22 protein-coding genes are annotated in these 20,640 nt (G+C 34.7%); 12 read left to right on the top strand and 10 right to left on the bottom strand.

The genetic code is table 11. The features are described 5' to 3' along the window. The first annotated feature begins 88 nt into the window (after positions 1-88). The 5 genes from lysS (at position 89) to BW932_RS13645 (ending at position 6,251) form a co-directional block, all read left to right on the top strand. Positions 89-1,789, top strand: a complete 1,701-nt coding sequence (lysS, locus tag BW932_RS13665) for a lysine--tRNA ligase (protein WP_076388546.1) — start codon at positions 89-91, stop codon at positions 1,787-1,789. A 19-nt stretch (positions 1,790-1,808) separates the two neighbouring features. After that, positions 1,809-2,225: an OsmC family protein gene (locus BW932_RS13660; protein WP_076388544.1), complete on the top strand. Its 417-nt coding sequence runs from the start codon at positions 1,809-1,811 to the stop codon at positions 2,223-2,225. A 225-nt stretch (positions 2,226-2,450) separates the two neighbouring features. Beyond that, complete coding sequence (gyrB, locus tag BW932_RS13655; protein ID WP_076388542.1) at positions 2,451-4,385, top strand: DNA topoisomerase (ATP-hydrolyzing) subunit B; 1,935 nt, start codon at positions 2,451-2,453, stop codon at positions 4,383-4,385. 152 nt (positions 4,386-4,537) lie between these two features. Beyond that, positions 4,538-5,347 (top strand): RsiV family protein, encoded by an 810-nt coding sequence (locus BW932_RS13650; protein WP_076388540.1) that lies wholly within the window; start codon positions 4,538-4,540, stop codon positions 5,345-5,347. Positions 5,348-5,399: 52 nt separating this feature from the next. Continuing rightward, positions 5,400-6,251 carry a diacylglycerol/lipid kinase family protein gene (locus BW932_RS13645; protein WP_076388538.1) on the top strand — a complete coding sequence of 284 codons (852 nt, stop codon included), beginning with the start codon at positions 5,400-5,402 and terminating at the stop codon, positions 6,249-6,251. 25 nt (positions 6,252-6,276) lie between these two features. Here the strand turns inward: BW932_RS13645 and BW932_RS13640 are convergent, their stop codons facing one another. Genes BW932_RS13640 through BW932_RS13605 form a run of 8 tightly spaced genes read right to left on the bottom strand, consistent with a single transcriptional unit; the run spans position 6,277 to position 11,983 of the window. Further along, positions 6,277-7,575: a cryptochrome/photolyase family protein gene (locus BW932_RS13640; RefSeq protein WP_076388536.1), complete on the bottom strand. Its 1,299-nt coding sequence runs from the start codon at positions 7,573-7,575 to the stop codon at positions 6,277-6,279. Continuing rightward, positions 7,565-8,218 carry a MarR family winged helix-turn-helix transcriptional regulator gene (locus BW932_RS13635; RefSeq protein WP_076388534.1) on the bottom strand — a complete coding sequence of 218 codons (654 nt, stop codon included), beginning with the start codon at positions 8,216-8,218 and terminating at the stop codon, positions 7,565-7,567. The genes BW932_RS13640 and BW932_RS13635 overlap by 11 nt, the downstream gene beginning before the upstream one ends. Before the next feature lie 16 nt (positions 8,219-8,234). Beyond that, positions 8,235-8,930, bottom strand: coding sequence for an SDR family NAD(P)-dependent oxidoreductase (locus BW932_RS13630; RefSeq protein ID WP_076388532.1), 696 nt, complete (start codon positions 8,928-8,930; stop codon positions 8,235-8,237). Positions 8,931-8,948: 18 nt separating this feature from the next. Continuing rightward, positions 8,949-9,077 carry a DUF2256 domain-containing protein gene (locus tag BW932_RS13625; protein ID WP_221404518.1) on the bottom strand — a complete coding sequence of 43 codons (129 nt, stop codon included), beginning with the start codon at positions 9,075-9,077 and terminating at the stop codon, positions 8,949-8,951. Between the two features lie 24 nt (positions 9,078-9,101). Further along, entirely contained in the window at positions 9,102-9,788 is a 687-nt protein-coding gene (locus tag BW932_RS13620; RefSeq protein WP_245820749.1) for a flavin reductase family protein, read from the bottom strand. Beyond that, complete coding sequence (locus tag BW932_RS13615) at positions 9,727-9,963, bottom strand: TIGR03643 family protein (RefSeq protein ID WP_076388526.1); 237 nt, start codon at positions 9,961-9,963, stop codon at positions 9,727-9,729. The genes BW932_RS13620 and BW932_RS13615 overlap by 62 nt, the downstream gene beginning before the upstream one ends. A 41-nt stretch (positions 9,964-10,004) precedes the next feature. Beyond that, positions 10,005-11,318, bottom strand: coding sequence for an ABC1 kinase family protein (locus BW932_RS13610; protein ID WP_076388524.1), 1,314 nt, complete (start codon positions 11,316-11,318; stop codon positions 10,005-10,007). Further along, positions 11,315-11,983, bottom strand: coding sequence for a TetR family transcriptional regulator C-terminal domain-containing protein (locus BW932_RS13605; RefSeq protein WP_076388522.1), 669 nt, complete (start codon positions 11,981-11,983; stop codon positions 11,315-11,317). The genes BW932_RS13610 and BW932_RS13605 overlap by 4 nt, the downstream gene beginning before the upstream one ends. A gap of 86 nt (positions 11,984-12,069) precedes the next feature. Between BW932_RS13605 and BW932_RS13600 the strand changes: the two genes are divergently transcribed. The 7 genes from BW932_RS13600 to BW932_RS13570 are packed head-to-tail and all read left to right on the top strand — an operon-like array spanning position 12,070 to position 17,940. Next, positions 12,070-13,539, top strand: a complete 1,470-nt coding sequence (locus BW932_RS13600) for a phytoene desaturase family protein (protein ID WP_185113924.1) — start codon at positions 12,070-12,072, stop codon at positions 13,537-13,539. A gap of 4 nt (positions 13,540-13,543) precedes the next feature. Continuing rightward, entirely contained in the window at positions 13,544-14,389 is an 846-nt protein-coding gene (locus BW932_RS13595; protein ID WP_076388518.1) for a phytoene/squalene synthase family protein, read from the top strand. Further along, positions 14,389-14,847, top strand: coding sequence for a hypothetical protein (locus tag BW932_RS13590; RefSeq protein ID WP_143745572.1), 459 nt, complete (start codon positions 14,389-14,391; stop codon positions 14,845-14,847). Before BW932_RS13595 ends, BW932_RS13590 begins: the two co-directional genes overlap by 1 nt. A gap of 1 nt (position 14,848) precedes the next feature. Then, entirely contained in the window at positions 14,849-15,325 is a 477-nt protein-coding gene (locus tag BW932_RS13585; protein WP_076388514.1) for a sterol desaturase family protein, read from the top strand. A gap of 3 nt (positions 15,326-15,328) precedes the next feature. Beyond that, on the top strand, positions 15,329-16,021 hold the full coding sequence (locus BW932_RS13580; protein WP_076388512.1) for a lycopene cyclase domain-containing protein: 693 nt from the start codon (positions 15,329-15,331) through the stop codon (positions 16,019-16,021). A 9-nt stretch (positions 16,022-16,030) separates the two neighbouring features. Then, entirely contained in the window at positions 16,031-16,516 is a 486-nt protein-coding gene (locus BW932_RS13575) for an SRPBCC family protein (RefSeq protein WP_076388510.1), read from the top strand. Next, positions 16,513-17,940 carry an SDR family oxidoreductase gene (locus BW932_RS13570; RefSeq protein ID WP_076388508.1) on the top strand — a complete coding sequence of 476 codons (1,428 nt, stop codon included), beginning with the start codon at positions 16,513-16,515 and terminating at the stop codon, positions 17,938-17,940. The genes BW932_RS13575 and BW932_RS13570 overlap by 4 nt, the downstream gene beginning before the upstream one ends. Before the next feature lie 222 nt (positions 17,941-18,162). On the opposite strand, the gene BW932_RS13565 is transcribed toward BW932_RS13570, so the two are convergent. Both BW932_RS13565 and ggt read right to left on the bottom strand, forming a co-directional pair. Then, the gene (locus tag BW932_RS13565) at positions 18,163-18,771 is read right to left on the bottom strand and encodes a Crp/Fnr family transcriptional regulator (protein ID WP_076388506.1); all 609 of its coding nucleotides are present in this window, start codon (positions 18,769-18,771) and stop codon (positions 18,163-18,165) included. 10 nt (positions 18,772-18,781) lie between these two features. Continuing rightward, a complete protein-coding gene (gene ggt, locus BW932_RS13560; RefSeq protein WP_076388504.1) occupies positions 18,782-20,467 on the bottom strand; it encodes a gamma-glutamyltransferase in 1,686 nt (561 codons plus the stop codon). Positions 20,468-20,640 lie beyond the last annotated feature (173 nt).

The raw sequence follows: 20,640 nt of genomic DNA, 5'->3' as shown, positions 1-20,640 counted from the left end.
CAGTGACTTTTGGGTGTATTTTTTGTTAATAAACCCTATCATTTCAGATAAAAAATCACTAAATTTGCGGACTTAAAAAGCAAGAAAAATGCAGTTATCAGAACAGGAAATCATCAGAAGAGAAAAGCTACAAACCCTAGAAAAAATGGGGATCAACGCTTTTCCGGCCGAAGAATATACCATTACAGAAACAACCAAAACCATTAAGCAAGATTTTGTTGAAGGGAAAAAAGTTACCATTGCAGGCCGATTGATGAGCCGAAGAATTCAAGGGAAAGCAAGTTTTGCTGAACTTCAGGATTCGGAAGGTAAAATTCAGGTGTATTTTAATCGTGACGAAATTTGTTCTGGTGAAGACAAAACGCTTTATAACGACGTTTACAAACACCTTTTAGATATCGGAGACATCATCGGGATTGAAGGAGAATTGTTCAACACCCAAGTTGGTGAAATGACGGTAAAAGTTACGAATTTCAAAATTCTAACCAAATCTTTGCGCCCACTTCCGCAACCAAGAACGGATGAAAACGGAGTGACTTATGATGCATTTAATGATCCAGAACTTCGATACAGACAGCGTTACGTTGACTTAATTGTAAATCCTCAAGTGAAAGAAGTTTTCATTAAAAGAACAAAATTGTTCAATGCGATGCGAACTTATTTCAACAACGCAGGTTATTTTGAAGTTGAAACTCCGATTTTACAGGCAATTCCAGGTGGAGCAGCGGCAAAACCATTTATCACGCATCACAATGCTTTGGATATTCCATTATATTTAAGAATTGCCAATGAATTGTATCTGAAAAGATTGATTGTAGGTGGATTTGATGGAGTTTATGAATTCTCGAAAAACTTCAGAAATGAAGGAATGGACCGAACTCATAATCCTGAATTTACAGCAATGGAAATTTACGTTGCCTACAAAGATTACAACTGGATGATGGATTTCACAGAAAAATTGTTGGAATTTTCTGCTATTCAAGTGAACGGAAGCACAGATTCTACTTTTGGCGAACATATCATCAGTTGGAAAGCGCCCTATCCAAGAGTTTCGATGACAGAAGCTATTCAGAAATTTACAGGTTTTGATATCACTGGGAAATCGGAGCAGGAACTTTTTGATTTTGCGAGATCCATTGGAGTTGACGTGAACGAAACAATGGGTAAAGGAAAATTAATCGATGAAATTTTTGGCGAAAAATGCGAAGGAAATTTCATTCAGCCAACTTTTATCACAGATTATCCGATAGAAATGTCTCCGTTAACCAAAAAACACAGAAGCAAAGAAGGTTTAACAGAACGTTTTGAATTAATGGTTTGCGGAAAAGAAATCGCAAATGCCTATTCAGAATTAAATGATCCGATTGACCAAAGAGAACGTTTTGAAGAACAATTAAAACTCGCTGAAAAAGGCGACGATGAAGCGACCGGATTTATTGATGAAGATTTCCTCAGAGCTTTAGAATACGGAATGCCGCCAACTTCAGGTTTGGGAATCGGTATGGACCGTTTGATCATGTTCTTGACGAACAATCCTTCCATTCAAGAAGTTTTATTCTTCCCGCAAATGAAACCGGAAAAAGCAGCGCCAACTTTCGAATTGGATGAAGACGAAAAAAAGGTTTTAGAAATTCTAAAAAGTCAGGAAGAACCAATGACTTTAGGACTCGTAAAAGTGAAAAGTGAACTTTCTGGTAAAAAATGGGACAAAGCCGCGAAAAATTTAACCAAATATAATCTGGTAAAAGTGGAAAAAATTGACGATATTGTCTTGATGAAACTTACGTAAAATCTAAAAAAATATCGTCATGAAAAGAAATGCAACAGCCGTTTGGCAAGGTTCAGGTAAAGAAGGAAAAGGAAATTTGACCACGCAAAGTACTACTTTGAATCAGACTCAATATTCCTACAATTCCCGTTTTGAAGAAGGAGTAGGAACAAATCCTGAAGAATTGGTTGCAGCCGCACACGCTGGTTGTTTCACCATGGCTTTGTCTTTTAAAATTGATGCAGCAGGTTTTAAAGCACAAAATTTAGAAACGAAATGCGTGATTAATTTAGATCCTACAAAAGGTGAAATCACAGAATCCAGTTTAACGCTAATTGCCAATATTCCTGGAATTTCAAATGAAAAGTTTGATGAATTGGTTGCAGATGCAGAAAAAACGTGCCCAATTTCCAAGTTATTAAATACCGAAATTAAAGTTCAGGCAACTTTAGTTTAATTCCACGCAAAGCCATTAAATAAATACAAATCCTCAAATTTTTGAGGATTTTTTTTGGCAACAGAACTGCAATTTTATGACTTCCTTAACTTTGATAGTACGTCGAAATTCAGTATATTTGTGAGTCTTTTGAAAAGATAAAAAAGACAGAAATTTCAGTATCATTTTAATTTAAATTTCATTGAAAATGTTGGAGTTTTAAAACTTCAACAAATAAAAAATATTATGAGTCAAAAAGAATATACAGCGAGTAGCATCCAGGCTTTAGAAGGAATGGAACACGTAAGAATGCGACCTTCAATGTACATCGGTGATGTAGGTATAAGAGGTTTGCATCATTTGGTTTATGAAGTTGTGGATAACTCGATTGATGAAGCTTTGGCGGGACATTGTGACGCTATTTCCGTAACAATTCATGAGGGTGAAAGTATTTCTGTAAAAGATAACGGCCGTGGAATTCCTGTAGACCTGCACGAAAAGGAGCAAAAATCTGCATTGGAAGTTGTAATGACGAAAATTGGAGCTGGTGGAAAATTTGATAAAGATTCTTACAAAGTTTCCGGTGGACTTCACGGAGTTGGAGTTTCTGTAGTAAATGCCCTTTCAAATTCCTTGATTGCAACCGTTAACAGAGATGGTAAAATTTATCAACAGAAATATGCGAAAGGAAAAGCGCTCGCAGAAGTTGCTGAAATTGGAACCACAACAGAACGTGGAACCGAAGTTTTCTTTCAAGCGGATGATACCATTTTTCAGGAATTAATCTTTAATTACGATACTTTAGCGAATAGAATGCGAGAGCTTTCTTATTTGAACAAAGGCATCAAAATTACGTTAACCGATGAAAGAGAAAAAGACGAAGATGGAAATGCTAAACAAGATCTGTTTTTCTCTGAAGGTGGATTAAAAGAATTCGTAGAATATATCGATGGAAACCGTGAAAGCATCATGAATAATGTGATTTTCATGGAAGGTGAAAAAGATAATATCCCTGTAGAAGTTGCGATGAGATACAACACTTCTTACACCGAAAACTTACATTCGTACGTTAACAATATCAATACCCATGAAGGTGGAACTCACCTTGCAGGTTTTAGAAGAGCTTTAACAAGAACTTTGAAGAAGTTTGCCGATGAATTAGGACTTCCTGCAAAAGAAAAAGTAGAAGTTACCGGTGACGATTTCCGTGAAGGTTTAACTGCGGTGATTTCTGTAAAGGTGATGGAACCTCAGTTTGAAGGGCAAACCAAAACAAAATTGGGTAACTCCGAAGTTTCTGGTGCGGTTGACAAAATCGTGGGAGAAATGTTGAGCAACTTTTTGGAAGAAAATCCAAATGAAGCAAAACTCATCGTTCAGAAAGTAGTTTTGGCTGCAAAAGCAAGACAAGCTGCGAAAAAAGCAAGAGAACTCGTTCAACGTAAATCTCCAATGGGAGGAAGTGGATTACCTGGAAAACTGTCTGACTGTTCTTCCAAAGATCCCGCTATTTCTGAATTGTTCTTAGTCGAGGGAGATTCTGCAGGTGGTACTGCGAAACAAGGTCGAGATCGTCATTTTCAAGCAATTCTACCATTAAGAGGTAAGATTTTGAATGTTGAAAAATCAATGGTTCATAAAGTATACGACAACGAAGAGATCAAAAATATTTATACCGCACTTGGAGTTTCTGTAGGAACAGAAGAAGATTCCAAAGCTTTGAATATGGCAAAACTACGTTACCACAAAGTAGTCATCATGACCGATGCGGATATCGATGGTTCTCACATTTCAACTTTGATTTTGACCTTCTTCTTTAGATATATGAAGGAATTAATCGAAAACGGATACATTTATATCGCTCAACCGCCATTATATCTCTTGAAAAAAGGAAACAAAAAGATTTACGCGTACAATGAAAAAGAGCGTGAAGAAATCACTTTAGAAATGGCTCCAGACGGAAAAGGTGTTGAAGTTCAGCGTTACAAAGGTTTGGGGGAAATGAATCCTGAACAACTTTGGGAAACAACTTTGAATCCTGAAAACAGAATTTTGAAACAAGTTACAATCGAAAGTTTAGCAGAAGCAGACAACGTTTTCTCCATGTTGATGGGCGATGAAGTACCACCAAGACGAGAATTTATTGAGAAAAATGCCATCTATGCTAAAATTGATGTCTAATATTTTTTTGAAATAATCATATAAAACTGTTCAAATTTTTGAGCAGTTTTTTTTTGGAAAAAATCCTTAAAAAATAAAATTCGCAGTCTTTTTCGTTAAAGATATCCATCCCGAACATTTTTTTAAACAAGTAAATTTGATTAAATTTAAAAATGAAAAATTTATTCGCCATATTTACCATTCTATTCTTCGCGGCAATGAGTTGCAATAAAGCAAAGAAAATGCATGAAGATACTTCTGCAACAACAAAAATCAATGATTCCCTTCCTGAAAAATTCGCAATTGATTCGGTACAGATTGATGATTCATTGAAAATTAACGAAAATGTAACGGCCGCTTTTCAATCCAAATTATTGGTTTTTCCTCAAATAAAAGATTCTATTTTGTTAGATTCTATTTATTCCAAAACAGAAATTCACCCGACCAATTATTCTAAGTCTCATTTATTGAAGGAACTTCAGGCTAAAAAATCTCAATTTTATCAAGAAACAAAAGATGGACTGCAAAGTTGGAAACCCGATTTTGAACAAACATGGAATAACAATTCAGACATGACCATTTTTTCCAATAAAAATGATTTGCTGACAATAAAGTATTCTGGAGACGGATTTACAGGTGGAGCTCATGGATATTATTATGAATTTTATAAAGTTTTTGATCTTCAAACCAAAAAAACACTTCAATTAGCTGATGTACTGTCCGACAAAAATCCAAAAATATGGAGTAAAATTTTAATGGATTACTTTTTAAAGAATGATTTGGAAAATGGTCAATCAGAAATGCTTTTGGTCAAAGAAATTCCACTCAACGATAATTTTTATTTTGACCAGGATCACCTGTATTTCCTTTATAATCAATATGAAATTACGGCTTATGCAGCGGGTCCGGTTTTAATTAAAGTTCCTTTTTCCGCCATTCAAACAATATTGAAAAGCGAATTTAAAAAACGGTTGGGAATATAATAATGACAAAGAAAGCAGATTTAATCCGTTGCTTTGTTTATTTTTGCACACCATGAAAAATGTAGCTTTTATCATCAATCCTTACTCTGCTAAAAAAAATTATCAGCCTTTTGTTGATTTACTAAAAAAAGAGGTCGAAAATGCAAATTTTTATATCTCCGAATCGCTTCACGGAACTGAAAATTTCGTTCGTGATCACTTTGAGAAGACCGATATTTTTGTAGCAGTTGGTGGAGATGGTACCATTTCTTCGGTGGCAAAAAGCCTTATCAATACAGGGAAAATTCTTGCTATATTTCCTGCAGGTTCTGGAAATGGCTTCTCGAATGAAACGAATTTTACTAAAAATTTAGACGACCTTCTCGCTAAAATAGAAGCTTTTCAATTTCGCGAAATCGATACTTTTAAAGTGAATAATCAACTTTCAATTAATGTTTCTGGAACCGGTTTCGACGGAAAAGTGGTCAAAGAATTCGAAAAAACAAGTCGAGGTTTTACCAATTACATAAAAGTTTCTATCAAGACTTTCTTCAATTACAAACCAATTCAGGTTCAATTTAAATCAGAAGAATTTAAAAAACACGATGGTGAATATTTAATGTTGAATGTTGCAAACACGCGTCAATTCGGAAACAATGCCTATATCGCTCCACATGCAAGTACTGTTGATGGATTAGCCGAAATTGTTTTGGTGAAAAAATTTCCGATGTATTATGGAGCTATTTTTGCGGCAAGAATGTTTTCAAAAAATTTAAAGGAAGATCGATATGTTTCCTATCTTTCAGTTCCCGAAATTGAATTTAGCGTGAATACCAAAGATTGGCATTTAGACGGTGAATACAACGAAATCTCCTCTCCTATTCACATAAAAGTTTTGCCTAAAAGTTTGAAGATTTTAGTCTAAATCGATTCTTATCACAATCATCACCTTATTCCTGCAATCCTTTTTTATAGGTTTCAAGTGCTCTTAATCGCGCAAATTTGTGTTCTACAATCGGTTTTGGGTATTCTTTTGTTCCAAATTCTTTGATCCATTTTTTGATATATTTAAACGCTGGATCGAATTTTTTTTGCTGCTCTTCTGGATTGAACACTCGAAAATAAGGCGCTGAATCGCAACCGGTTCCTGCACTCCATTGCCAATTTCCATTATTCGCAGATAAATCATAATCCATTAATTTTTCTGCAAAATAAGCTTCGCCGATTCTCCAATCCATTAAAAGATGTTTGGTGAAGAAACTTGCGCAAACCATTCGAACGCGATTGTGCATGAAACCCGTTTCATTGAGTTCGCGCATTCCCGCATCAACAATAGGATAACCCGTTTTTCCTTCTTGCCATTTTTTTAGATCTTCCTCATCATAAAGCCACAAAATTTGGTCATATTTTCTCTTAAAAGATTCATGTACCACTTTCGGAAAATGATACAAAATCTGCATAAAAAATTCTCGCCAGATCAATTCTTTCAAATAAGTTTCATTGAGTTGCGCAGCTTCATGAGCCAATTTTCTTATACTTATTGTTCCGAAACGCAGATGAACACTCATTTCAGAAGTTTTAGTCGTCGGAAAATTTCTGGTTTCGTGATATGATTTTATAATTTCCCTATTAATTTTAGGGATTTCGAAATGATAATTTGTTTTTATAAAACCTATTTTTTCTAAAGAAAGATGTTGTTTTTCAACGTCGATAAAATGATGAAGGAGTTTCTCACTAGGATAAAACTCCCTTTCACCATCATTATATTGTAATAACCATTTCTTCGAATAAGGCGTGTAAATCGTATATGGAGTTCCGTCTGCTTTTAAAATATCATCTTTATGAAAGTGAACTTGATCTTTAAAAGTTAAAAAATCAATCCCGTTTTCATTTAAAAATTCTGCGATTTCTAAATCTCTTTGGATCGCCGAAGGTTCGTAATCTTCATTGCAAATAACATTTTCAATTTTGTTATTTTTTATTAAATCTTTAAAAACGATTAAAGGGTTTCCATAAAAAATTTGGATTGCTTTTCCGGATTTTTCGAGATATTCGTTGAGTGTTTGCAAAGTTTGCATGATAAAATCTACCCTTTTATCTTCTTTATTTTCCAATTTTGATAAAATATCTGTATCAAAAATAAAGATGGGCAAAACATTTTCAGAAGTTTCCAAAGCTTTAAAAAGACCGTGGTTATCGGATAATCTTAAATCTCTTCGAAACCAAAAAACACTTATTTTATCCTTCATTCTCCACCATTTTCAATAATTTCTTAGGATCTTCATTTCGGAGATTTGTATAAACCGTATGATGGAAAGTGTTTAATTTTTTTAAAGAAACCAATAAGTTTTCCTTTTCATCTTGATCTAATTTTCCACACATAATCTTCGAAACCATGGTGATATCTTGCATCGATTCTGTAAAAACCTTCTTTCCTTTTTCGGTGACTGCAATTCGGGTACTTCTTTTGTCATTTTCGTCTGGACTTTCAACCAATAAACCGTTTCTTACAAGCCTTTTGATGATTTCAATACCGGTTTGTTTTTCGTGGGCATTTTTTTCAATCAATTGCATTTTCGTCAGCGAAGGATAATCCATCAATCTAAAAAGGTAGGTAAAATCTTCATTCACCAAATCGGGATGACTCTCTAAAGACTTCTTTATCAAATGTTTAGAATATCTTCCCAACATAATTACTTGTTTAGCAATTTCATTTTCGAGGTCGAAAACTTCCAAACCAAACTTTTGGGTAAGATTTCTGGGAGTTTCACTTTCGTAAGCTTTTTGGTTTAAATACAGTCGAAAATCTTCTAAACTTGTTTGATTTCCAGACTGTGCTTTTTGAAAAGTATCGAGTTCCGATAAAATATCAATGATTAAATTTAATTCCATATTATTAATGTTTTTTTTAAAGTTTTATATTGCCTAAACCACCGTCAACACCGATTACTTGTCCTGTCATCCAAGAACTTTTGTCTGAAAGCAGAAACTCCACGAGTTGCGCACTGTCTTCAGCTGAACCAATTCTTTGCAACGGATGGCGTTTCGCAGAAGCTTCTCTTTTTTCTTCCGTTGAAAGAAGCATTGCTGCCAAAGAAGTATCTGAAAGAGAAGGCGCAATCACATTTACCCGAATTTTCGCTGCGGATAATTCTGCAGCTAAACTTCTCGCAAAACTTTCAATCGCACCTTTACTCGCCGCAATCGACGTATGAAAAGGCATTCCTACTTTTGCTGCAACAGTGCTAAACAAAACGATACTTGCACCACCCGATTTTTTCAAAGCTGGTAAACATTTTTGAATAACCCGTACTGCACCCAAAAAATTCTGCTGAAAATCTGCTAAAAAATCTTCTTCGGTTAATCGATTAAAAGGCTTCAAATTAATGGAACCCGGACAAAAAACCAATCCGTGTAATTGATCGGGCAAAGATAATTCACTCCAATCATTTTTAGAGGCATCCAATTGAAAAAAAGTGGTCTCTAAACTTTCCAGTTCAGGTGTTAAATTGCGAGAAATGGTGTAGAGATTTTCGTTTTTTAAGAGTTCTGCAGATTTGAGTCCAATGCCTTTTCCTGCTCCAATTATCACTATGTTTTTCATGGTTGAATGTTATTTTTTTTATTTATTTCGTTTGCATCTTTCGCTACAATAGATCACGTTTTCCCAATTTTTTTCCCATTTTTTTCGCCAGGTAAATTCTTTTTTACAAACCGGACAAATATTGAAAGGGAGATTTTCTTTCTTTATATTTTTCAATATTTTACTTCTTATCTACGGCTTTGCATAAGGCATTTGCTCTAAAAACTGGCTCGAATAATACGCATCTAAACCACCGCTTAACAATAAATTTTCTGGCTTAACTAAACCATCTTCTGCTAAACGATTTTCGGGAATTTGAACCGATTCAATACTTCCGATCACCAAAATGGTATGGTTGATTTCGATATTCAAAATCTGCTCTAACTTCATTTGAATTTTTATCTCTGCTTCTTTCACGAAAGGCGGAAAAATTGTTCCTACATATTCTGGTGTAAAACCTACTGCGTCAAATTCAGAGACATTTTTTGGATAACGTGCAGAAGTTTGATGTGCTTCTTTCACGAACTTTTTGTCGATCAAATTAATCGTATAAGTCCCACTTTCTTTAATATTTTCTAACGTATCGCGCTCTACAACATCGGGTCTGGAAATAAAACCAAACAAGGGCGGATTTGCTCCCAAGTGAATCACAGAATTGAAAATCGCGAGATTTTCTTGCCCATCTTTCGATTTTGTACCTATCAAAGATGCTTGTCGAATTCCCGCTAAAGAATTAATGAGTTTGATTCGGAAATATTTTTCACTTTCCAAAATCATCTCTTTAGTCATGGTGATCACTTTTTTCTCCATCTCTCTTTTATCGTTTGCTGATTTTATTTCCCGAAATGGCTTTCTGTCGGCTGCATCGGAAACGGTCAATTTCAGAATTCCTTTTAAACAGATGCTTTTGACTCACACCAGAATTTACACGAGCGCGCCATAGATTAAAAGAACTTCTTTTCAGTTCCTTTCTCATCAAAGCAATGACGTCTTTTTCTGCGAGAGAAAACTGATAAGTGATGGCTTCAAAAGGAGTTCGATCTTCCCAAGCCATTTCTATAACTCGATCTATTTGTGCGTCGTTTAAAATCACTTTTAAATAAAATTTTTGTAATTATTAATCTTGATATTTTTTGAATTAATGTCGTGCATCAAACTGTACAAACCAAAAAATGTTCTGTTCATATAGATGAAATGCTTCGAACCTCGATTGGCGTTTCTGCCCTTCATTTGGGTATTCTTGGCATATTTCTGACCTAAATCTGCGATGGCTTCAAAGAAAGCATTGTCTGAAAAATCAAAATTGTCTTGCTGAAAAGGCGTCGTAAATAAATAGAGCAATTCATAAAAAATCTGGGTGAAGAATTCTTTTTCTTCGGGCGAATCATCTTCCCTAATGATTTCCAATTCCAACAGTTTCTGGTCGAAAAACGCTTTATTTTCTAAATTTTCGCGCACAGATAATTCGAAATAAGGGAAATAAAAATCCTCCGGAATGCTTTTCATACAACCAAAATCTATGGCGACTAAAGTTCCATCGTCGGAAACCAAGAAATTTCCTGGATGCGGATCTGCGTGAACTTTTCGCAAACTGTGAATTTGAAACATGTAGAAATCCCATAAAGATTGTCCCACTTTATTCGCCAATTCTGGATTTTTATTCGCTTCACAAAAAGTTGATAAATGCTTTCCGTGCATCCAATCCATCGTTATGATTTTCCCGTTCGATAAATCAGGATAGTAATTTGGAAAGGCCTGGTTTGGTAAATTTTCGCAACTTTTTCTTATTTCTAGACTTTGTTTCAATTCTAATTCATAATCTGTTTCTTCCAACAACTTATCTTCAACTTCCTTAAAATATTGGTCGGAATTTTTTCCTTTAATATTGAACATCTTCATCGCAATCGGTTTTACCATCGCTAAATCAGATGAAATACTATCAGAAACTCCAGGATACTGAATTTTAACAGCCAACTCTTTTCCGTCTTTCCAGGCTTTATGAACTTGTCCGATACTTGCAGCATTGCTGGAATCTGGATTAAATCGATCAAACAATTCGGTTGGTTTTTTCCCGAAATAATTTTTGAATATTTTAGCAACCAAAGGTGCAGAAAGTGGCGGAACTTGGAATTGAGAAAGGGAAAATTTTTCAACATAAGCAGCGGGTAAAATATTTTTTTCCATGCTTAACATTTGAGCAACCTTCAAAGCGCTTCCTTTTAATTCTTTTAAACCGTCGTAAATATCAGAAGCATTGTTTTTATTAAGGTTTCCTTTGGCTTCATCTTCTGTTTTGGTGATTTTTTCGCCGTAATACTTAAGGTAGTTCACGCCGATTTTCGCACCTGTTGAAATCAATTTACTCGCTCTTTCTATTTTGCCAGTTGGAATTCTATCTAATGTTTTCATCTGTTATTTTTAACTTCTTTAAAGAGAAATTTACCCAAATCAACCAATTTCTTCAAGGGTTTCACCTCTAAAAATTCAAAACTGGTATCCACTGATTTTTCTATAAAAATATCGGTTTTTTCAAAATTTGAACTGGTATCATCCAACCAAAATTTGAGTGTCGCCATAAAATGACCCCAATACAATTCTTCAATGCCTTTATTTTTAAGCCTTTCAATTTTCGCCATACTTTCGGTAGTATTTTCCATCATCGGTTCAGAAATATCTAAACTTCTTATAAAAAGTTGAAAATCTTTTTTCAATGGCAAAAGCCTTTTAACATTTTGCAAGTTATTTTTGTCTGACTCTAATAAATAGATCACCAAACTTCGGTTCATGGTCAACTGCTCAAAAAAGGTATAATAAAAGGAGAGCATTTTGTGTTTTGCGTTTTGTTGATGGTAATTTTCTTCTTCAGCAATCAAACGCAGCGTTTCCTCCATAAAAAATCGCAAGTAATCACTTTCTAATTTCTCAAAATTTGCGTAGTAAAAATAGAAATCAGTTTCGCTAATTTCATGGTCTTCACAAAAAGTAAAAACATTCAAAGGCTTCTTATTGTTCCGCAAAACATAATTGGAATAGAGCTCGAGTATTTTTTGCTGGGATGCATCTATATTTTTCATATATTCATTAATATTTATTGACAAATTTAGTAAAAATTTTTTCTATTTAAGAAATAAAAGTATATTTTTGTTCTATTATTATGAAAATGAAAAAAGTAGTCATTATTGGTTCTGGTTTTTCTGCAATTGCTTCTGCGTGTTATATGGCAAAAGCAGGTTATTCTGTGCAAGTTTTAGAAAAAAACGAACAACTTGGAGGCCGCGCTTCTCTATTAGAAATCGAGGGATTCAAGTTCGATATGGGACCAAGTTGGTATTGGATGCCGGATATTTTCGAGAGTTTCTTCGCTGATTTCGGGAAAAAAGTTTCAGATTATTACCAATTGCAGAAACTTTCACCGGGTTATCGCGTGATTTTTGGTAAAGATGATTACATCGATATTTCTGATGAACCCGAAAAAATCATTGCTAAATTTGAAGAAGTAGAACCGGGAAGTGGAAAACATCTGAGAAAATTCATGGAAGATTCTCGCAAGAATTATGAGATTGCGATGAAAGATTTGGTTTATAACCCCGGAAAATCCTTGTTAGAATTGGTGAGTGTAGAAACTGCTGTTCGGTTGCCACTTTTCGTTCAGAACATTTCTCAAACCGTGCGGAAGAATATTAAAAATCCAAAACTGCAAAGTATTTTAGAATTTCCGGTCTTATTTTTAGGAGCAAAACCACAAAATACGCCGGCTTTTTATAATTTCATGAACCATGCAGATTTTGGTTTGGGAACTTGGTATCCGAAAGGAGGATTTAATGCAGTAGCTTTAGGAATGGTGAAATTGGCAAAAGAATTAGGAGTTCAGTTTCATATTAATGAAGAAGTTACTAAAATAGAAACTGAAAATAACAAAGCAAGAAGAGTTATTACAACAACCCATATTTTCGAGGCCGATTTGGTGATTTCAGGAGCAGATTACGCACATACCGAGAAATTATTACAGACGGACCAAAAGAATTATAGCGAAGAATATTGGAAGAAAAAAGTTTTCGCTCCTTCTTCCTTCTTATATTATGTAGCATTCGATAAAAAAGTGCCGGAACTTCAGCATCATAATTTATTCTTTGATACCGATTTTGAGCATCATGCTAAAGAAATTTACGACACGCCGAAATTACCGACAAAACCCTTGTTCTATGCGAATTTTTCTTCCAAAACGGATCCTGATTTATGTCCGGAAGGAAAAGAAATTGGTTTTTTCCTGATTCCTGTCGCGGTAGATTTAGAAGATAGCCAAGATATTCACGATAGATATTTTGGATTGATCATGGATCGTATTGAGAAAAACATCGGCGTAGATTTGCGACAATCGGTTCTATTTAAGAAAAGTTTTGGAGTACAAGATTTTAAAGAGCGGTACAATTCTTGTCGTGGAAATGCTTATGGATTGGCAAATACGCTTTTGCAAACGTCCATTTTAAGACCAAGTATCAGCAATAAAAAAATTAAAAATCTTTTCTATACTGGTCAATTAACTGTTCCGGGACCTGGAGTTCCACCAGCATTGATTTCTGGAAAAGTAGTTACCGATTATATCATTCAACATCAAAATAAAATATTCTAATATCATGAATAATTTAGAAATTTTCAATTCATTTTGTGGGCAATCTTCAAAGATGGTTACTGAAAAATACAGCACTTCATTTTATAAAGCCTCGTCACTTTTTCACCCAGAGATTCGTCAACACATCTATAATATTTATGGTTTTGTAAGATTAGCGGACGAAATTGTAGATACTTTTCATGATTACGACAAAGCAAAACTGATGTCAGAATTTGAGCAGAATTACGAATCTGCAAAAGAGAATGGCATTTCGCTCAATCCCATTTTGCATTCATTTTGTCTTACACAGCGCGAAAAAAATATTCCTCAACATTTAGTGGACGCATTTTTACATTCGATGAAGATGGATTTAGGTGAAATCAAGGATTTGAATGATGAAAAGTACAACGAATATATTTATGGATCTGCAGAAGTAGTAGGTTTGATGTGTTTGAAAGTATTCGTAAATGGCAATGAAAAAGAGTATGAAAAACTAAAACCTTATGCACAAAGTTTAGGAGCTGCTTTTCAAAAAATTAATTTTTTGCGTGATATTAATGCCGATTTTACCGATTTAAACCGCACTTATTTTCCAGGGGTTGATTTCAAAAATTTTTCCAAACAAGATAAAATCACCATCGAAAAAGATATTGCAAATGATTTTGAACACGCAAAAATCGGAATCAAAATGTTGCCTATTTCCAGTAAATTAGCTGTTTTCATGGCGTATAAATATTATTTCAACCTCTTGAAAAAAATTAGAAGAACAAGGCCCGATTTGCTTTTGACCAAAAGAATCCGCGTGAGTAATGCACGAAAAATGTATCTTTTTGGGGAAATGATCTTAAATAAAAATCTGAATTTACTTTAATGAAAAAATGGATTATCCTTATATTTTTAATATTTTCACAGATGATGTTGTCGCAAAACTTAAATGAATACAGGACTTTGCTGAAGTCTGGCGAAAGTTCAGAAAAGGCAGCGAAAGATTTAATAGAAAAATCGACCATCGCCTATAAAAAAACCAACAAACCGCTGTATGCCGGTTTTTTGGCGGTAGGACAGTTTTTTATGGCGAAACATATTTTTAACCCTCTGAAAAAAATGAAGTATTTCAACGACGGAAAAAAAACGTTGGAATATGCGGTAAAATCAGATCCGGGAAATTTAGAAATCAGATTGATGCGACTGATTACCCAGGAAAAAGCACCCCGAATATTGGGATATACACAAAATATTTCCGAAGACCGTACTTTTTTAACCAGGACATATAAAAGTACAGAAGACGATGATCTAAAATTGTATATTAAAAATTATTTAAAATTATAAAATGGAATTTGTAGGCTATATTTTTTTAACACTCGGGGTTTTCATTACGATGGAAGGCGTTACTTGGCTTACTCATAAGTTTGTCATGCACGGTTCTGCAGGATGGTTTTTGCATGAAGATCACCATCAACCGGGATATCCACACGTTTTTGAAAAGAATGATGCTTTCTTTGTGGTGTTTGCTGTTCCCAGTATGATGCTTTTTTACTTCGGAACACGCGGTGAATTCAATTGGATGTTTTTCGTGGGTTTAGGAATTTTGTTATACGGAATCGCCTATTTTACGGTTCATGATGTTTTGATTCATCGCAGATTCAAGTGGTTTGACAATACCAACAATTGGTATTTGCGAGGTTTAAGAAAAGCTCACAAAATTCATCATAAACATTTAGGCAAAGAAGACGGTGAATGTTTCGGAATGTTGTTCGTACCGATGAAGTATTTCAGAGAAGCCCGATTATCAACCTCAAAAAAATAAATCTTGCAATCTTACTATTATCTCCTTTTAGATGTATTTAGTTTTATCGTTCCTTTTCTTTTCAGTTTTGAGAAAAAAAGAATGCATTTTATTCAACATTGGAAAGCCTATTTCACTTCCATCATTGCAGTGGGAATCATCTTTATTTTGTGGGATATTTATTTTGCCTACCAAAATGTTTGGGGCTTCAACGATCAATATTTAATCGGATTTAGGATTTTGAAACTGCCTCTTGAAGAATGGTTGTTTTTTCTACTGATTCCTTATGCGAGTGTTTTTATTCATTATGCGCTCAAATATTTTTTTCCGGCCATTCAATTGGAGAAAAAAACCACAAAATGGATCACCTACGTTTTATTTCTTGTGGGTTTATTGATTACCGTTTTTAATTATGATAAAATGTACACCTTCGTTTGTGTAGGGATTTTCACCATTTTAATGCTGTTACAAATTATATTTGAATGGAAATATGCCCAAAGATTTTATTTGAGTTTCATCATCATTTTTATTCCATTCTTTTTTGTGAATTCTGCGCTTACGGGAAGTTATTCTGAAAAACCCGTCGTTTTTTATGACAATACCGAGAACTTAGGAATTCGGTTGGGAACAATTCCTTTGGAAGACAGTTTCTATTGCTTTGCACTCCTCTATTCGATTACCCTTGTGTTTGAATATTTAAAAAATAAAAAAAATTGAGATTAACCGATGAAAATTAATATCACCAAACAGTCCGGGATTTATACGCTAACTTCTGAACAGATTTTACCCATTTCTCCGGAAAAAGCTTGGGATTTTTTTACGATTCCTACCAATTTGGATAAAATTACACCCAAGGAAATGGATTTCAAAATCACCAATAATCCGCCCTCCAAAACATATAAAGGCCAAATCATCACCTATAAAATCGGAATTTTACCTTTGATTAAATCCAATTGGATTACAGAAATTACGCATTTAGAAGATCATCAATTTTTTGTTGATGAACAACGTTTCGGACCGTATGCGATGTGGCATCACGAACATCATTTTGAAGAAATTGAAGCAGGAAAAGTAAAGATGACCGACATCGTAAATTTCAAAATGCCTTTCGGGATTTTTGGAGATTTATTTGGCGGAGCTTTAGTGAAAAATAAAGTCAGATTTATTTTTGAAAGTCGATTTACCATTTTAGAAAAATACTTTACATCATGAAAATACTTCTCACAGGCGTCACTGGTTATATTGGGAAAAGGCTTCTTATTCAGCTTTTAGAAGAAGGTCACCATATTGTATGTTCTGTGAGAGATCAGAAACGTTTCGGTACTCAATTATTTAAAAATAATTTAGATCAAATAGAAGTTATTGAAAACGATTTTTTAGATGAAAAAACTTTAGATAATATTCCGCAAGATCTTGATACTGCTTATTATTTGATCCATTCCATGTCTTCCAATGAAGGTGATTTTGAGGAAAAAGAAAAAATTTCAGCGGAAAATTTTCGCAAAGCATTAGAAAAAACAAAGGTTCAACAAGTTGTCTTTTTAACGGGAATTATCAATGAGGAAAAGCTTTCAAAGCACTTACAATCTAGAAAAAATGTAGAGGAAGCTTTGCAAAGTTCGAATTATGGCTTAACAAGTCTTCGTGCGGGAATAATCGTTGGATCCGGAAGTGCCTCTTTTGAAATCATTCGTGATATCGTAGAAAAATTGCCAATCATGATCACCCCAAAATGGCTGAATACGAAATGTCAACCAATCGCGATTCGAAATGTTATTCAATATTTAAATGGTGTTCTTGGAAAAGAATTTACGTATAATCAACATTACGATATTGCCGGAACCGACGTTCTAACTTACAAGCAAATGCTTTTGCAGTATGCTGAAATCCGAGGATTAAAGCGAACTATTTTTATTGTTCCCGTGATGACGCCCAAATTATCTTCGTACTGGTTGTATTTCGTGACTTCTACGAGTTATTTTCTGGCCCAAAATTTAGTCGACAGTATGAAAATAGATGTCGTTGCTACCAAAAATGATCTTGCCGAAAAACTAGGAATTCATCTTTTTTCTTATCAGGAAGCCATCAAACTGGCGTTCGATAAGATTAAGCAAAATAATGTATTGTCGAGTTGGTACGATTCCTTTACGAGTCAGTTTCATACCCGACAAGTTTGGCAATACTTAGAAGTTCCTGATGAAGGCTGCTTCAAAGATATTCGCGAAGTAAAAACCGATGATGAGACCGCAACACTTAATCGAATCTTCAGTATTGGTGGTACCACCGGTTGGTATTACGCAGATTTCTTGTGGAGAATCAGGGGATTTCTAGACAAAGTTTTTGGTGGTGTCGGATTACGAAGAGGTCGCCGAAATATGACTGAATTAGAAGCGGGAGATTCTGTAGATTTTTGGCGCGTTTTATATGCTGACAAAGATAAAAAAAGGCTCTTGCTTTTCGCTGAAATGAAACTTCCGGGTGAAGCTTGGTTAGAATTCAAAATTAAAGATGGCATTTTGCATCAGGAAGCTACTTTTCGTCCGCTTGGATTGTCGGGTAGATTGTATTGGTATTCCGTTCTGCCTTTTCATGGCTTAATTTTTAATGGAATGTTGAAAAAATTAGCAGGAAAATAATTGACTTTCTATAAAATCAGTGAAGTAAAATTGCTTGATCAAAAGAAATGAACTTCTGACGACTAATTATAAAAATAATTTTCAAAAAACGCTATTTATAGGTTTTTTGAAAAAAATAAATGAGCGCTGCAGAAGTTAAAAAGAGAAGAATCGTGTAATTCTTCTTCATCATTTGTGTGTGGCAAATTTATGAGTTCATTGATAAGATCAACTAAACATTTGTTAATTTTTACTATTTTCACCCGGTTTATTTCTAATTCGAGAAAGATGAACAGGTGATATATTCAAACGAGATGCAATATGTTTTAACGGAACAATATTTAAATACCGAAGATACTTCTCTTCGATCAGCTTATAATTTTGTGTAGCATTATTAAAATGCATTTGATGAGAAAAAGCCATGGTATAATGCAGAAATTCTTCTAAAAAAAGGATGCCGAGTAAAGCCCATTCGTGATAAGATTCGTACAGATTAAACAGTTGCTCCCTTTCGATAAGATACACGAGTGAATCCTCGTATAAGTGAATGTTTGCTCCACTTTTTTCTCCAGATTTAAAGCTTTTAAACTCCGTAAGAAAACTCATTTCAGGTTCTATCCAAATTGTTTTTTCTTCGTGATTTTCATCCCAAATATAACATCTGCTTATGGATTTTTCGGCGAGAAAAATAGTATCGCATCTTTCTCCCTTTTTCACAATAAGATCTCCGGCTTTCCCTTCAAACAATTTAAACCGTTCGATCCCGGTCTCTAAATCATGATCATTGAAATCTGGTTTAATGGATAATAATTTCTTCCTAAGCTTCTCTTTAAATCTGGTTTGTTCTGTCATTTTTATACGCTTATTGTACTGCCACAGAATCATCACCTCGACCGTCTGCAACCGCAACAGCACTTCCTTTTTCATCGATTACGATCATTTCTGTTCGTCCGAGTTGGGAGATTCTTTCTATTTTATACTTCAATTTTTCTAAATCTAAAATCGTAGATTCGGGGAAATTCTTTTCGACCATCACCGTTTCAGGCAACCATTGATGGTGAAATTTCGGCGAATTGATGGTCATATTTGGACTCAATTTAAAATCTAAAACATTTACAATCGATTGAAAAACCGAAGTCGGAATTGTAGTTCCTCCCGGTGTTCCTACAATAATATAGGGTTTGCCATTTTTTAAAACGATGGTCGGAGTCATGGAACTCAACATTCTTTTTCCGGGTTTTATGGAATTTGCTTCGCCACCAACTGCGCCAAACATATTGGGAACACCTGGTTTTACGGAGAAATCATCCATTTCATTATTCAAGAAAAATCCTGCACCAGAAACAACCACTTTGCTTCCATAAAGTCCGTTTAAAGTAGTCGTCACTGCAACTGCATTTCCGTCTTTATCAACGATGGAGATGTGAGTCGTTTCGGTAGATTCTTTGGGTTGCGCGATAATTTTACCAACTTCTGAACTTGGTGTCGCAGCATTTTTATTGAAGCTTTTCCAGCGGTTTTTTAAATATTCCTCAGAAATTAACCTCGCAGTTTGATCTTGAATAAACTCCGGATCTCCCATATATTCTGCTCTATCAGCAAAAGCTCTACGTTCTGCTTCAACCATTATTTGCACCGCTTGCGTAGAATTTTGCGCGTGATTTTCAAGATTCTCGAAACTTGCCATTTTCAACATTTGCGCTAAAAGAATTCCCCCACTTGAAGGCAAAGGCATGGAAACCACTTCATTTCCTTTGTAATTAAAAGCAAGCGGTTTTCTTTCGATGACTTTATAATTTTTCAGGTCATTTAAAGTGATAATTCCGTTTCCGCGTTTCATCTCAGCGACTAACAATTCTGCAGTTTTACCTTCATAGAAACCTTTTGCTCCCTCTTTTTGAATCAATTTTAAAGTCGCAGCTAATTCTTTCTGAACCAAAATATCGTCTTGTTTCCATGGAGCCGTTTTTTGAAAAACAGTTTTATTGGTATTGTGTTGATCAAAAAATTGCATTTGATTGTTGAGCAAATTGGCTTCTCTTTCTGTTATAGAAAACCCTTGTTCCGCAAGATCAATGGCGGGTTGAATGAGTTTTTCCATCGGAAGTTTCGCATATTTTAAAGTAGCAAAATATCCCGCAACAGAACCCGGAATTCCTACTGCTAATCTGCCGTTTTGAGAAAGATCGGTATTGGCATTTCCTTTTTTGTCGAGATACATGTCTTTGGAAGCTTTTTCGGGCGCGGTTTCGCGGAAATCAATGGTGAATTTCTCTCCATTATTTTTTACGCCTACTAAAAATCCACCGCCGCCAATGTTTCCAGCTTGCGGATAAACTACGGCTAAAGCAAGTTGTGTTGCAATCACGGCGTCATAAGCATTTCCGCCCATTTTCATCATTTTTGCGCCAGCTTCACTTGCCAAAGGATGGGCTGAAACAACCAAACCTTTATTTTTAGCATGAATTTCTTTAACGATATTAATGTCGGTAAACTGTGCAAAAACAAGCTGAGAAAAAAGAAGCAAAAGCAATGTAAACTTTTTCATGCGTAGATATTTGACCAAATATAATAAAAACGTCTGGCTTTTCGAGGACTTGTTTAAAAAACTAGATTTGCGACCCGACTTGATTTCTATGACACCGCCAAACTATTTTGGTAATTATTTTCATATTTTTTTCCAGATTTGAGTACTGCAAAAATGAGATGGATTATTTTATT

The organism is Kaistella chaponensis (assembly GCF_900156725.1).
Lineage (GTDB): Bacteria > Bacteroidota > Bacteroidia > Flavobacteriales > Weeksellaceae > Kaistella > Kaistella chaponensis.
This window is presented reverse-complemented; position numbering and strand designations above follow the sequence as displayed.

What these genes read in the sequence shown, in the direction of transcription:
- BW932_RS13660 (WP_076388544.1), top strand. Translation starts at nt 1,809, where the DNA reads ATGAAAAGAAATGCAACAGCCGTTTGGCAAGGTTCAGGTAAAGAAGGA.
- BW932_RS13645 (WP_076388538.1), top strand. Translation starts at nt 5,400, where the DNA reads ATGAAAAATGTAGCTTTTATCATCAATCCTTACTCTGCTAAAAAAAAT.
- BW932_RS13635 (WP_076388534.1), bottom strand. Translation starts at nt 8,218, where the DNA reads ATGGAATTAAATTTAATCATTGATATTTTATCGGAACTCGATACTTTT.
- BW932_RS13605 (WP_076388522.1), bottom strand. Translation starts at nt 11,983, where the DNA reads ATGAAAAATATAGATGCATCCCAGCAAAAAATACTCGAGCTCTATTCC.
- BW932_RS13600 (WP_185113924.1), top strand. Translation starts at nt 12,070, where the DNA reads ATGAAAAAAGTAGTCATTATTGGTTCTGGTTTTTCTGCAATTGCTTCT.
- ggt (WP_076388504.1), bottom strand. Translation starts at nt 20,467, where the DNA reads ATGAAAAAGTTTACATTGCTTTTGCTTCTTTTTTCTCAGCTTGTTTTT.
- BW932_RS13650 (WP_076388540.1), top strand. Translation starts at nt 4,538, where the DNA reads ATGAAAAATTTATTCGCCATATTTACCATTCTATTCTTCGCGGCAATG.
- BW932_RS13565 (WP_076388506.1), bottom strand. Translation starts at nt 18,771, where the DNA reads ATGACAGAACAAACCAGATTTAAAGAGAAGCTTAGGAAGAAATTATTA.
- BW932_RS13610 (WP_076388524.1), bottom strand. Translation starts at nt 11,318, where the DNA reads ATGAAAACATTAGATAGAATTCCAACTGGCAAAATAGAAAGAGCGAGT.
- BW932_RS13630 (WP_076388532.1), bottom strand. Translation starts at nt 8,930, where the DNA reads ATGAAAAACATAGTGATAATTGGAGCAGGAAAAGGCATTGGACTCAAA.
- BW932_RS13615 (WP_076388526.1), bottom strand. Translation starts at nt 9,963, where the DNA reads ATGGCTTGGGAAGATCGAACTCCTTTTGAAGCCATCACTTATCAGTTT.
- lysS (WP_076388546.1), top strand. Translation starts at nt 89, where the DNA reads ATGCAGTTATCAGAACAGGAAATCATCAGAAGAGAAAAGCTACAAACC.
- BW932_RS13640 (WP_076388536.1), bottom strand. Translation starts at nt 7,575, where the DNA reads ATGAAGGATAAAATAAGTGTTTTTTGGTTTCGAAGAGATTTAAGATTA.
- BW932_RS13575 (WP_076388510.1), top strand. Translation starts at nt 16,031, where the DNA reads ATGAAAATTAATATCACCAAACAGTCCGGGATTTATACGCTAACTTCT.
- BW932_RS13585 (WP_076388514.1), top strand. Translation starts at nt 14,849, where the DNA reads ATGGAATTTGTAGGCTATATTTTTTTAACACTCGGGGTTTTCATTACG.
- BW932_RS13590 (WP_143745572.1), top strand. Translation starts at nt 14,389, where the DNA reads ATGAAAAAATGGATTATCCTTATATTTTTAATATTTTCACAGATGATG.
- BW932_RS13595 (WP_076388518.1), top strand. Translation starts at nt 13,544, where the DNA reads ATGAATAATTTAGAAATTTTCAATTCATTTTGTGGGCAATCTTCAAAG.
- gyrB (WP_076388542.1), top strand. Translation starts at nt 2,451, where the DNA reads ATGAGTCAAAAAGAATATACAGCGAGTAGCATCCAGGCTTTAGAAGGA.
- BW932_RS13570 (WP_076388508.1), top strand. Translation starts at nt 16,513, where the DNA reads ATGAAAATACTTCTCACAGGCGTCACTGGTTATATTGGGAAAAGGCTT.